10 protein-coding genes are annotated in these 12,384 nt (G+C 69.2%); 4 read left to right on the top strand and 6 right to left on the bottom strand.

Annotated features, from left to right (window positions below; translation table 11 throughout):
* Positions 1–26: 26 nt before the first annotated feature.
* The 4 genes from E3T34_RS09055 to E3T34_RS09070 form a co-directional block, all read right to left on the bottom strand.
* Complete coding sequence (locus E3T34_RS09055) at positions 27–1,307, bottom strand: maleylacetate reductase (protein WP_233191142.1); 1,281 nt, start codon at positions 1,305–1,307, stop codon at positions 27–29.
* A gap of 7 nt (positions 1,308–1,314) precedes the next feature.
* The gene (locus tag E3T34_RS09060; RefSeq protein WP_104099467.1) at positions 1,315–2,019 is read right to left on the bottom strand and encodes an alpha/beta hydrolase; all 705 of its coding nucleotides are present in this window, start codon (positions 2,017–2,019) and stop codon (positions 1,315–1,317) included.
* 8 nt (positions 2,020–2,027) lie between these two features.
* Positions 2,028–3,002 carry a ring-cleaving dioxygenase gene (locus tag E3T34_RS09065; protein WP_104099468.1) on the bottom strand — a complete coding sequence of 325 codons (975 nt, stop codon included), beginning with the start codon at positions 3,000–3,002 and terminating at the stop codon, positions 2,028–2,030.
* A 474-nt stretch (positions 3,003–3,476) separates the two neighbouring features.
* On the bottom strand, positions 3,477–4,523 hold the full coding sequence (locus E3T34_RS09070) for an RNA polymerase sigma factor RpoD/SigA (RefSeq protein ID WP_104099470.1): 1,047 nt from the start codon (positions 4,521–4,523) through the stop codon (positions 3,477–3,479).
* A 185-nt stretch (positions 4,524–4,708) separates the two neighbouring features.
* Between E3T34_RS09070 and E3T34_RS16065 the strand changes: the two genes are divergently transcribed.
* Positions 4,709–5,593 carry a hypothetical protein gene (locus E3T34_RS16065; RefSeq protein ID WP_104099471.1) on the top strand — a complete coding sequence of 295 codons (885 nt, stop codon included), beginning with the start codon at positions 4,709–4,711 and terminating at the stop codon, positions 5,591–5,593.
* A gap of 62 nt (positions 5,594–5,655) precedes the next feature.
* On the opposite strand, the gene E3T34_RS09080 is transcribed toward E3T34_RS16065, so the two are convergent.
* Positions 5,656–5,940, bottom strand: coding sequence for a glutaredoxin family protein (locus E3T34_RS09080; protein ID WP_104099472.1), 285 nt, complete (start codon positions 5,938–5,940; stop codon positions 5,656–5,658).
* 338 nt (positions 5,941–6,278) lie between these two features.
* Here E3T34_RS09080 and E3T34_RS09085 point away from each other — a divergent pair, with 338 nt between their 5' ends.
* On the top strand, positions 6,279–7,859 hold the full coding sequence (locus E3T34_RS09085) for a GGDEF domain-containing protein (protein ID WP_134342783.1): 1,581 nt from the start codon (positions 6,279–6,281) through the stop codon (positions 7,857–7,859).
* A gap of 344 nt (positions 7,860–8,203) precedes the next feature.
* On the top strand, positions 8,204–9,820 hold the full coding sequence (locus E3T34_RS16475) for an ADP-ribosylglycohydrolase family protein (RefSeq protein WP_233191143.1): 1,617 nt from the start codon (positions 8,204–8,206) through the stop codon (positions 9,818–9,820).
* Positions 9,821–9,848: 28 nt separating this feature from the next.
* Here the strand turns inward: E3T34_RS16475 and E3T34_RS09095 are convergent, their stop codons facing one another.
* Positions 9,849–11,558 carry a BCCT family transporter gene (locus tag E3T34_RS09095; protein WP_104099475.1) on the bottom strand — a complete coding sequence of 570 codons (1,710 nt, stop codon included), beginning with the start codon at positions 11,556–11,558 and terminating at the stop codon, positions 9,849–9,851.
* A 137-nt stretch (positions 11,559–11,695) separates the two neighbouring features.
* On the opposite strand from E3T34_RS09095, the gene E3T34_RS09100 reads away from it, so the two are divergent.
* Positions 11,696–12,346, top strand: a complete 651-nt coding sequence (locus tag E3T34_RS09100) for a cob(I)yrinic acid a,c-diamide adenosyltransferase (RefSeq protein ID WP_104099476.1) — start codon at positions 11,696–11,698, stop codon at positions 12,344–12,346.
* The last annotated feature ends 38 nt before the right edge of the window (positions 12,347–12,384 follow it).

Genomic DNA, 12,384 nt, shown 5'->3' on the forward strand with positions numbered 1-12,384 from the left:
GCCCGGCCGCGCCGCCCGCCCAGCGGCTAGCGCCCGCCCGGGGCGGCGCCGGACCAGGCATTCCGCAGCAGCAGAGTCAGGTCGTCGGGGGTGACCGCGCGCGGGTTCGACGCGGGAACGGCCGGCAGGATCAGTGCCACGGCCCGGGCGATGTCCGACTCCTGAAACCCGAAGTCCCGCAGGGCAGTCGGTGCGTGCAGGCTGTCCCGCAGGGCGAGTAACCCTTCGACGGCGGTGCGCGAGCCCAGGGCGGCGGCTATCCGCGCCTCGGCCTCGGTGGCGGCGGGCGCGTTGAGGGCGACCACATGCGGCAGCACGATGGCGTGCGTCTGCGCGTGCGGCAGCCCAAAAGTCCCGCCCAGCACGTGACAGATCGTGTGATGCAGGCCCGAACCGGCGCTGGAGAACGCGCTCGCCGACAGATACGCGCCATAGAGGGCATCCTTCCGGGCGGCCAGGGCTCCGTGGATGCCGCCGCCCCCCAGAACCGGATCGCTCCCCGATGTGTCCGAGCCGGCCGCCTCCGCGGTGTGCGGGCCGACCCCGGGAGCCACGGCGATTCGCGGTAGGGCGTGGGCCAGCATCCGGATTCCCTCAGCGGCGAGCAGCGCGCTGACCGGGTTCGCGCCCGGGGCCCAGAGGGCGTCGACGCCGTGGGCGAGGGCGTTCAGCGCGCTGGACACGCTCAGCTCGCGAGGGAGGGACAGCGTGAGGTCGGCGTCGTAGATCACGGTGCCGGGCAGGACCCTCAGATCGAACCCGGTGGTCTTCACCCCGTTTTCGACCAGCCCCCAGACCGCGGTGGCCTCCGAACCGGAATAGGTGGTGGGCACCGCCACGATCGGCAGTCCGCCGGTCCGCTCGCTGCGCAACGCGAGAATCTTGGCCAACCCGATCGCCGACCCGCCGCCGAGGGCAACGATCACGTCGACGCGAGCCGCCTGGGCCGCCCGATGGGCGCGCTCGGCCGACTCCGCCGGAACGTGCTGCACGACCTCATCGAACACCAGCACCGAACGGATGCCGGCGAGCACCGCCGCGGACCGCTCCAGTTCCCGCCGGGTCGCGATCATCATCACGCGCGGGGCGCCGGGGGTGCCGCTGGCGCCCAAGGTGCCCGCCGTAGCGATTACGCTCGCCGTGCTGGTGCCGGTGCCGCCGGCCTGCCCCGTGGCCGGCTGCTCGCCGAGCACCTTGCCGAGCACCTCGCCGAGCAGCTCGCCGGCCCGCCCGGTGCCGAAGAGCACGCGCTGTCGCTGCGTTCGATACTCGAAATCGAGGTCCGGCTCGACGGGCTGCTCCCTCACGGCACGCCTACGCGCGCGTCTGCATGGGGCGGGCCAGCCAAGCTCGGGCGGCGGCGACATCCGTGGCGGCGATGCCGTGACCGCCATCGCGCAGCTCGCGGTCGACCTGGGCGCCGCGCCCGATGAGGGTGGCGACGGCCCGGTCGGCGCTCGCGAGCGGGGCCATCAAGTCGGAGCGTCCGTTGAGCATCAGCACCGTCGTGTCGGCGAGGTCCGTGGCGAGCGCGCGATCGTCGAGCGGGAACATGCCGGAGAACGCGACGACCCGGTCGAGAACGTCGGGGTGCAGCAGGGCCGTGGCCAGGGCGATGTTGGCCCCGTTGGAGAAGCCCACGGCGATAATGCGGCGCCCGTCGAGGTCGTAGTGCTGCCGGGCTTGGGCGATGAAACCCGCCAGTTCGCCGGCCCGCAGCACCACGTCCTCGACATCGAACACGCCCTCGGAGAGGCGGCGGAACCAGCGCAGCATGCCGCCCTCGGTGACGCGACCGCGCGGGGCGAGCACGGTCGCGCCGGGGTCGAGCGCGTCGGCAAGGGTGAGGATCTCCTGCTCATCGCCGCCGGTGCCATGCAGCATCAACAGCACGGGGGCGGAGACATCCGTGGGGTCTGAGCCGGGCGGGCCCGAGTCGCCGGATGCCGTCGGCGAACCCGCCCGGAAAACGTGCACCCAGTCGAGATCGGTCTGTGGGGAGTCGCGTTGCTCGGTCATCGAGGGTCCTACTTCTCCGCGACGAGGGCCGGGTTGTTCTCGCTCGGCAGGGTGATCGGAACGACGGCGCGCTCGATCTGGTCCCGGCTGGGCTCGAGCCACGGCGGCAGCTTGAGCGAGCGGCCCAGTTCCAGCAGTGGCTCGTCGATGTCGAAGCCGGGGGTGTCCGTCGCGATCTCGAACAAGACGCCGCCGGGCTCGCGAAAATAGATCGACGTGAAGTACTGCCGGTCGAGGATCGCCGTCACGCCGTAGCCGCGCGCGACGAGTTCCTGGCGCCACTGCTCCTGCGTGGTCTTGTCCGGCACCCGGAACGCGATGTGGTGCACGCTGCCGCCGGCGGTCAGGCCGACCTGCCCGTTCGGGTCGGCGAGGATGTCCACGATGTTGCCGGGGGCTCCGTCGCCGGCACCCACCCGGATGCGGTCGGTTGTCTCCTCGATCACGTGCATGCCGAGGTCGCGGGTGAGCACCTCGACGGTGCCGGTCGGGTCGGCGACGGTGAGCACCGAGGAATGCTGGCCGCGCACCGCGTACTCGGCGGGCACGGATGCCGAGTCCCACGGATTGCGCGGATCAACCGTCGACGAGGCCACGAGGTCCAGCTGCAGGCCGTCGGGGTCACGCAGGGAGAGGCGTTCCTCGTCTGCGGAGCGGCGCACGAATTCGGATTCGACGCCGAGTTGCCTGAAGTGGCCGGCCCACCAGCCGAGGCTGCCGGCCGGCACCGAGAAAGCGGTGGACGTGGACTGGCCCGAGCCGGGGCGCCCGCTGGAGATGCCCGTCCAGGGGAAGAAGGTGAGCAGCGAACCCGGGCGGCCCGCGTCATCCCCGTAATAGAGGTGGTAGGTGCCGGGGTCGTCGAAGTTGACCGTTTTCTTTACGAGCCGCAGGCCGAGGCCGGTCACGTAGAAGTCGATGTTGCGCTGCGGTGCACCGGCAATCGCGGTGACGTGGTGCAGTCCGGAGGTGTGCGGAGTCACGGGGTCCCTTTCTGGCGGGAAGCTGGTCGGTGTGCTGTTGGCGTCGAGTCTGGCATGCGCTTTCTGAGCTGCGCAGTCCGGCGTGATGCCGACTTCTATGCAAACACATGTTTCTGTGGATTCATTCCCAGGCACGTGCAGCTCCCGCGCGAGGGCGAATGCGCCGCTCGGGCCGCCTCGGGCCGGGCCGACGGGACTACTCTCCCGGGCCGACATCCCAGGAACGCTCCGGCAAGTCCTCGAGCCAGTTCCCGACCGAATCGTCGTTCGCCAGGGAGATGCTGCTCTCAGCGGGACACGCCAGCCCCGGCGGAACCGAGCACGACGCCTCGGAGATCAAATCCCGGCCGTCGACATCCTTCGGCGGTTGTGCACCCGCGTTCCCAAACATCGAACCCCCTCAGTCGGCTTTTCCGGTGCGGTCGCCGGGGTCCGGGGCAACAGTTTGAAGCTACGCTCGCGGAGGATTCGCCGTCAAGCACTTCGAGAAACGGATGCTGCCGCGATTCTGCCGCCGCCCCGTTCCGCCGTCTCCGCGCTGGCGCTGACCCGCGCCCCGGGAACCCGCCCGGAGGCCAACGGAGACCGCAGCCGGGCCAGGGCCTGCAGCTCGATCTGCCGCACCCGGTCGTAGGACACACCGAAGTGCGCTCCGATCTCCCGCCGGGGCTTCGGGATGTCGCCGCCAAGGCCGTACCGCATGCTCAGGACGCTGGCTTCGCGGTCGGGCAGGAGGGAGAGGTGGCAGGCGAGGCGCTCCAGCAGGAGGATGCGGCCGGCGGCGTCGCACGGGTCGAGCGCCGCGACATCCGCAATGGTGTCGCCGAAGGGCACGTTCTCGAGGCCGCTGCCGAGGTCGGCCCAGACCGGGGCGTCGATCGACCGCGGCTGGCCGGTGCGGTTCCGCAGCGTCAGGATCTGTTGCGTGGTGAGCCCGCTGGCCTGGCCGAGTTCCGCGATGGTGCCGTCGCGGCCGAACTGCTGCCGCAGCCGGTGCTGCACCTGGTTGAGGGCGGTGAGCGCCTCAACCTGGTAGGCCGGGAGACGGATGGTTCGGGCCTGGTCGGCCAGCGCGCGTTGAATGCTCTGGCGGATCCACCAGGTGGCATAGGTCGAGAACTTGAAACCGCGGGTGTGGTCGAAACGCGGGGCCGCCCGGATCAGGCCGAGATTGCCTTCCTGGATCAGGTCGAGGAGGTCGAGCCCGCGGCCGGTAAAGTGCCGGGCCACGGACACCACCAGCCGGAGATTCGCGCAGATCAGGTGATTCATGGCCCGCCCGCCGTCGGCCGCGAGCCAGCGGAGCTCCTCTCCGAGGTCGGCGGCCCCCTCTCCGGAAGCACCCGGCCAAAGCCGTGAGAGTCTCTCCGCTGCGAGCAGCCCGACCTCGATGCGCTGGGCGAGCTCGATCTCATCCGTCTTGGTCAGGAGCGGCACACGGCCGATCTCGTGCAGGTAGGCGCCCACGGAATCGGCGGAGAAGCGGTGACGGGAACGGGAGCGGCTCGCGGCGATGGTCATGCCGGTACCGTAGGCGCGGGCCGGGGTCGGGACCTCGGGGCCGACGCAGCGTGTGCAGAATCACCGCACGGGTCCGGCTGTGCAGGAACCCCGTGCGCCGACCGACCTCGAACGGGGAGTTTCGCTCGGGGCCCGGATCGACGATGATGAGCGGGCAGAGCCGCATCGAGTGGAGGGACGCGACTATGAGTGATGCAGAGTCAAACGATTCCGGCGAGAATTTTCTGCCCGGCCGTGACGGCGACAGCGGCGGCGGCAGCGGTGACGACAGCGGCGACAGCGGTGATAGCGGTGGCGACAGCGGTGGTGATAGCGGCGACAGTGGCGGCGTCAGCGAGAGCGAGGTCGACCGCTACGAGGTCTACCACCCGCCGGCGGACCGCTTCCTCACCGCCCAGATGTGGTGGATCGCGAGCGAACTGGTGCGGCGGCATCCGCATCTCCGCATCTCCGGGGTGGAGGTCGACGAGGCCGACCGCCTCCTGATCGTGCATGACGAGCAGGACGGCATGAGCGTGCAGTGGGACCTCGAGGGCGGCTGCAAATTCCTGGTCAACGGGGTGGTGCAGAAAATCAGCTGGATCCAGATGCTGGCCACGCTCAACCCGCACACGATCGTCAAGCGTATCGAGGTGGCGACCGGACTCGGCATCCCGAAGACCACACCGGCCACGTCCGCCCGGGCGCTGACCTACCGGGTGATCGCCAGCGCGCTGGCCACCGCGACCAACGACCGGTACGAGTGGTACGCGGTTCCGGCGCCCATGCTGCACGACGAAGATCCAGAAAACCCCGGATGCGAGTTCTTCCGCGACTTTCCCTCCACCGTTCGGGCGCGGGCGGAGTATGTCGCGATGACCCTCGATGAGTTCGAGGCGGGCGGTCGCAGCGTGTACTTCTACCAGCCGTTCTGGGCGCTGCTGCGCGACCTTGAGCCGATCGCGATCTTCGACTCTGCCGGGGTGGTGCACACGACCTCGGGCGCCACGGCACTGATGCCCCTGTATGAGCGGCTCGACCGCAAGCTCGCGCTCGTGACCGCGCGCGTGCTCGCCGACTACTTCCCCTGAATCGGGCGCGGGCACTCGGGCAGGCGAGCTGGCCTCCGCTGCGGAGAGGGCGAGCGAGCCGGTTAGCGGATGCTGCCGAGCTGGGTCAACTTCGCGTGCAGAGTCGAATCGCTGGGCTCCACCACGTGGGTGCCGTCCGGGAACAGGATCACCGGGATCTGGGTGCGGCCGCTGATCGCGTGGGCACGGTCGGCGCCGTCCCCCACGAGCAGGAGGTCGACGTAGTCGTAGTCGACGTTCAGCGTATCGAGCAGTTTCTTCGAGCGGCGGCAGTCGCCGCACCACTCCGCCCCGAACATGGTCAGGCGCTGGGCGTTGGAAGCAGGGGGAGCGGCGAGGTCGGTCATGAGCTCATCCTAGGTCGGCACCCTGAGTGCCCCGCGGGTCGGCGTGCGTGCGCCTCGTTTTGGGGCAGAGGGCCATCGTCGATGCCCTCGAGAACCGGGTTTTTGAGGCAGGCCGACTGCTAGGTTCAGTCTGAGCACGAACAGTTGGGGGACTGAACATGCATTCAGACCAGGATGCCGCACAAGACTCAGGGGGACAACCGGCCATCGACCTGCCACGACCAGCAGCGCCTCACGCAGTGCAGGCGCCAGAACCAGCGCCAGATCCGGCGCCAGAACCAGCGCCAGAACCAGCGCCAGAATCCTCGATCGACGACCTCCTCGCCGACTGCGAGCGATTGAGCGCGAGCGGGAGCCATCTCGACGGTGTCGGGCAGGCCGAGGCGGTGCTGGCCCGGGCCGGCGCGACGCTGCTGCAGCAGGCGCAGGCCCGTGAACTGCTGGCGCTGCATCGGCTGCGACTGGGCGACTATGAGGCATCCGTTCAGCAGGGACTGTTGGCGCTGGAGTTCCTGGACGGCACCGGCGATCTGCTGCGGCAGTCCAAGGTGCACTGCACCCTGGTGCTGGCCTACAGCGACACGGGGCTCTACGAACCGGCGCTGCGCCACGTGCTCGCGGCAGTGGAGACGGCCCGCGGCAGTGGCAGCGCCCTGGCCGAATTCTGGGCGCTCAGCCGTTCGTCGATGGTGCACGAGGGCATGGGCGAGTCCGAACGGGCGCTCGAACTGGGGCGGCAGGCGCTGGGCCTCACGCGCACGATCGACGACCCCGAGGCGCGGTTCGTGGGTCTCAACAACCTCGGTGACACCTGCCTGATCCAGGCTCAGAGGCAGAGCGCCCAGGGCATGAACGTGGAGATGGGCCTGAAGCAGGCCCTCCTGCTCGTGCGGGAGGCCGTGGCCGTGGCCCACGCCCAACGGCACAACTTCTACGAGAGCATCGCCCGCACCAACCTGGTCAGCATCCTGATCGAACTCGGCGAGCACGAAGAGGCCCGCGAGCAGGCCGGCCGGGCCCGCCGTCTGGCGAAGGCGCACGGGTTCCGCAGTCTCGAGGAGAACAACGACGCGCAGTTGGCCGAGGTGGCCAGGGCCGAGGGTGACCTCGATGGGGCAACCGCGATGATGAACGCCCAGCTGCTGGTCGCCGCCCTCGACGACGATCCGGCTCTGCACATCAAGCTGCAGCAGGCCTTGTTCGAGATGCACAAGGAGTCCGGCCGGTTCGAGCAGGCGCTCGGGCACTTCGAGAAGCTGCACGCCCTGATCCTGAAACGCACGACCGAGACGGCCGGCATCCAGTCCCAGATGCTGATCAACACCCTGGGGATCGAGCAGGCCCGCCACGAGGCGGAGCGGTCGCAGCTCGATGCGGCACGGCTGCGCATCCGTGCCGACGATCTGGACCACCAGGCGAACACCGACCCGCTGACCCGACTGCCCAATCGCCGGGCGCTCGACCGCCAGCTGCCGCCCCTGATGGGCCGCTCCCGTGACACCCGGCAACCGATCTGCGTGGCCATGATCGACATGGACCACTTCAAGCGGGTCAACGACGAGCACGGGCACGCCACCGGCGACGAGGTGCTGAACGCCATGGCCACCCTGTTGCGCGCCGTCACCCGGGACAGTGATATGGCCGTGCGCGTGGGCGGCGAGGAGTTCTTGCTCGTTTTCGCGGACACCACCCTGGAGTGTGCCGAGCAGGCGTGCGAGCGCCTGCTGGCCTCCGTTCGCGGCTACCACTGGGGTGCCCTGGCGCCCGATCTGGCCTGCACTGTGAGCGTCGGCCTGGCCGAACTCTCCCCGGGCGAGACCGTGGCGGACTGGCTCGCGCGCGCCGACGCGGCCCTCTACCAGGCCAAGGATTCCGGCCGGGACCAGATGGTTACCGCCGTGGTGCTGTCGGCGGCGTAGAACCCGAGGAGCCCCCCCCCATTNATTCAGAGCGCCGTGCCCGGCCTTGAACCAATTCGACGGAGATTTTGCCGAAAGGGTCGGGTTGAGGCCGAAAACAGGGTTTATGGGCAAAGTCTCCGTCGAATTCGTTAGGGGCGGAGGTGCTGCAGGGCCGTGGGCGGGGAAACGAACGACCCCCCCGGTTCACGGCCGGCACTGACCCTCGAATGCGGCGGCGACGGATGCGGCGTTTCGCCCGTAGGCTCGACGTGGGGGTTTGTGCCTCGGGGGGCCCGGAAAACGGGCCAGCCGGAGCCCGACTTCATTGACTGCACGATCGCACGATTGCACGGGGGAAACGCTTGAAACTGACGTCCGCACAACTGGACCGCGCCGCCGGCGTTCTGCTGGGCATGGCCTGTGGCGACGCCCTCGGCGCCGGCTACGAGTTCGGCCCGCCGCTCGCGAGCGACGCCGTGGTTACGATGAGGGGCGGCGGCGGGTTCGATTGGGCTCCCGGAGAGTGGACCGACGACACCTCCATGGCCGTGCCGATCGTCAACGCGATCGCGGCCGGTCAGGACCTCCGCGACGAGGCCGTGCTCGACGAGATCGTGGCTGCCTGGGTCGAGTGGGCCCGCACGGCACCGGACGTGGGCAACCAGCTGCGCGCGGTGCTCTCCCGAACCGACCCCACGGCATCCGCGGTGCGCGTCGTCGCCCGTGCCCATCACGACCGGCACGGCCGCAGCGGCGGCAACGGTTCGCTCATGCGCACGGCGCCCGTGGCGCTCGCCTACCTCGACGACCCGGTGGCGCTCGCCGGCGTCGCCCGCACGATCAGCACGCTCACCCATTATGAAACGGATGCCGGCGACGCCTGCGTGCTCTGGTGCCTGGCCATTCGGCACGCGGTGCTCGAGGGCACCCTCGACGTTCGGGTGGGCCTCGACGCCCTGCCCGCCGAACGCCGCGCGCTCTGGGAGGCGCGCTTCGTCGTGGCCGAGGCCGGCGTTCCCTCCGACTTCAGCCGGAACGGCTGGGTCGTGGAGGCGCTGCAGGCGGCCTGGTCGGCGATCATTCAGCCACGGAGCGCGCCGGGTGGCGCTTCCGGCGCGGGAACCGTCTCCGCCACCCCCGCCGGGCACCTGCAGGACGCCCTCGAGATCGCCGTGCGCGGCGGCCGCGACACCGACACGGTCGCCGCGATCGCCGGCGGGCTGCTCGGGGCGCGCTATGGCGCATCCGCGGTGCCGGCCGCCTGGCGCCGCATCGTGCACGGCTGGCCGGGCGGATTGCGCGCCGACGAACTGGTGCGCCGCGGTGTGCTGGCCGCCCGCGCGAACGGTGGGCGATCCCGATGGTCGAGCGTGTCGGGGTCCCCGGTGCTGGCCGAGCGCCGAGACCGGGCCAGCACCGACCGGAACGAGCCTGGTGCAGTTAAGCGCCGCGACGTGGCCGTACTCGACCGTCGGTCCCGCAAAGACCGTGCCGCCACCACCTGGCCTACCGCCGATCACCTGCCCTACTCCACCTCCGGCGACATTTCCACCTTCGTGCGGCACCCGCACGACGATGGTGTCTGGCTCGGTGCGATCGGCATCCTGGGTGACCTGCCGGTGGAAATCGACGCCGTCGTGTCGCTCTGCCGGGTCGGCCGTACACAGGTTCCCGGCCGCATCCGTGCGGAGAACAAGGTTGCGGTCTGGCTGATCGACGAGCCAGCAGAGAAGGCCAACCCCAACCTCGACTTCGTGCTCACGGACACCGTCGATGTCATCGCGGCCCTGCGCGCCGAGGGACGCACCGTGCTCGTGCACTGCGTGCAAGCGGTCAGTCGCACGCCCGCGGTTGGTGCGCTCTACGCTGCGAGACACCGGGGGATCCCGATCGAGCAGGCGCTGCGCGAGGTGACGGATGTCCTGCCGCACGCGCATCCGAACACCGCGTTCCTGCAGGCACTCAAGTCCGAGGCGTGAGCGATCGGCCTGCAAAAACAAGCCGGTCTCAGGGCCGATGGCCATCCGGGTCGAGGGGAGACGCGGCATCCGGTTGCAGGCCCAGGTCGATGCTCTCCGCGGTCGCATTCGTGAACGGGACCGCGCCCAGCGCCTCCGAGGAGGTGCGCACCGGCCCGACGGTGCGCTGGCGCAACGGGTCACGACGCAGATCCACATAGAGCGACACGCACAGCCCGATGATGATCAGAACGAACGGGGTCGCCGCCAGGATGGTGAACGTCTGCAGGGCACCCAGCCCGCCCACGAACAGCAGAACCGCAGCGACGGCGCCGGTGAGGATCGCCCAGAGGATCACCAGCGGCTTCCAGGGCTCCTTACGACCGCGACTCGACAGCGTCCCGAGCACGAGAGCGCCCGCATCCGCCCCGCTGACGAAGAACACGGCGGTGAGCACCATCACTACGAGAGCCGAGCCGATGAAGAACGGATACTGCTGCAACGCCGCGAAGAAGCCGGCCGCCGCACTGCCGGTGCCGGCGATGTCGACACCGTTCAGCTGCAGGTTCAATCCCATGCCGCCGAAGACGACGAACCACAGGATGCTGACCCCCGTCGGCACCAGAAGCACGCCGAGAATGAACTCACGTATGGTGCGGCCGCGGGAGATCCGGGCGATGAAGGTGCCCACGAACGGGGTCCAGGAGATCCACCACGCCCAGTAGAAGATCGTCCAGCTCGCCAGCCACTCCTCGCCGCCGAACACCGCCGAGTGGAAGCTCATCGGTACGAGATCGGCCAGATAGACGCCGATCGACGACGGCAACAGATTCAGGATGAAGACGGTCGGGCCGACCACAAAGACGAACACGACGAGTAGGGCCGACAGCACCATGTTGGTGTTACTCAACCACTTGATGCCTTTCGCCACCCCGCTCGCCGCGGAGAACACGACCCCCACGGTCAGCACGCAGATAATGATGATCGGCACGACCGTTCCGGGTTCCTCCTCGAATTGCCCGGAACGAAGCAGTGAGACACCGGCCGCGATCTGCAGTGCGCCCAGCCCGAGCGACGTCGCCGAACCGAATTGGGTGCAGATGATCGCCAGGATGTCGATCGGCTTGCCCCAGCCCTTGCCCTCGATCCGTTCCTTGCCGAACAGGGCCTGGAATGGAGCGCTCATCAGGTTGCCGCGGCCCATCCGGTAGGTGGAGTAGGCCAGGGCCAAGCCGACCACCGAATAGATCGCCCACGGATGCAGACCCCAGTGGAAGAAGGTGTACGCCATGGCCGCGTTGGCAGCCTCCGGGCTGTTCGCCGGTGCGTCGACGAACGGCGGCGGCGTCGCCAGGTGGGTGACCGGCTCGTACACGCCGAAGAACATCAGCCCGATCCCCATGCCTGCACTGAACATCATGGAAACCCAGGAGACTGTCGAGAACTCGGTGCTCTGCCCGTCGCGGGAGAGCGGAATGCTGCCGTACCTCCCGAAGGCCAGCACCAACGAGAAGATGACGAAGCCCGACGCCCCGAGAATGAACAACCAGCCGAGGTTGCCGGTTACCCAGCCGAGAACGGATGCCGAGACGTCGCCCACGGTCTCGGTGAACATCACCCCGACCAGACAGATCACCACGATGATGCCGGCGGAAACGCCGAAAACCGTTTTGTCGATGGTGCCCAGGCCCTCTCGGTGCGGTTCACTGACCGCGTGCCCGAGTTCCGACTCGATGCCATCTGCTGAATCCTTGGACATATCGCTCCTCGGTGATCGAACACCCGTCGATCGGACAGTTCCCGTCACGTCACTGCCGCGGGAGGTGCGAGAAGAAAACTGCTTGCGGCTCGCCTAAACGCTACGCGGATGGCGCGGCGATTACTATAGTGTCCGCTATGGCTGACCTCGGAGAATTCGCACCGGCCCAACCGGCCCTCTACACCGGCAAGGGCGATTCCGGCCGCACCACCTTCGGCCGGCACGGCGACGTGGCCAAGACCGACGTGCGTGTCGCCGCCTACGAAGCCTGCGACGAGGCCAACGCGGCCGTCAGCTTGGCCATGGCTGCCGGTGGCCTGCCCATCGAGGTGACCAGTACGCTCGCCAGCGTGCAGAACGACCTGTTCGATTTGGTGGCCGACCTGTCCGTGCCCCTCGACGACCCCGAGTCGGCGCCGGCACGCATCCGCGAGTCGCACCTTGTCCGGCTCGAGCGTGCCGTCGATCACTTTGCGCAGCAGGCCGCCGACCTGAGCGGCTTCGTGCTCCCCGGCGGAACGGTCGCAGCCGCACTGCTCTACCAGGCGCGTGGCGTCGTGCGCCGTGCCGAGCGAGCGGTGTGGGTTGCCATCGACCTGCACCCGACCTCCGTCGACCCGCTCACCGCGCGGTACCTGAACCGGCTGTCGTCCCTGATGTTCGTGCTGGCCCGGGGAGCCAACGCCGAGCACGGCGACGTGATGTGGGTGCCCGAGGCTTCGGCTCGGGCCATGGCGCAGGAAGAGGTCGGCGACGACCGTCCGGAAACGGGTGCCGGCGGCGCCTGACGGTGCTGCTCTCCGAGCTCGCGACGCGGCCTCCCGCG

Source organism: Cryobacterium sp. TMT1-62, assembly GCF_004403145.1.
Classification (GTDB): Bacteria; Actinomycetota; Actinomycetes; order Actinomycetales; family Microbacteriaceae; genus Cryobacterium; species Cryobacterium sandaracinum.

Bases quoted from the DNA above. Each gene is read 5' to 3' on its own strand.
- E3T34_RS09060 (WP_104099467.1), bottom strand. From the start codon at position 2,019: ATGACCGAGCAACGCGACTCCCCACAGACCGATCTCGACTGGGTGCAC.
- E3T34_RS09070 (WP_104099470.1), bottom strand. From the start codon at position 4,523: ATGACCATCGCCGCGAGCCGCTCCCGTTCCCGTCACCGCTTCTCCGCC.
- E3T34_RS16065 (WP_104099471.1), top strand. From the start codon at position 4,709: ATGAGTGATGCAGAGTCAAACGATTCCGGCGAGAATTTTCTGCCCGGC.
- E3T34_RS09080 (WP_104099472.1), bottom strand. From the start codon at position 5,940: ATGACCGACCTCGCCGCTCCCCCTGCTTCCAACGCCCAGCGCCTGACC.
- E3T34_RS09095 (WP_104099475.1), bottom strand. From the start codon at position 11,558: ATGTCCAAGGATTCAGCAGATGGCATCGAGTCGGAACTCGGGCACGCG.
- E3T34_RS09100 (WP_104099476.1), top strand. From the start codon at position 11,696: ATGGCTGACCTCGGAGAATTCGCACCGGCCCAACCGGCCCTCTACACC.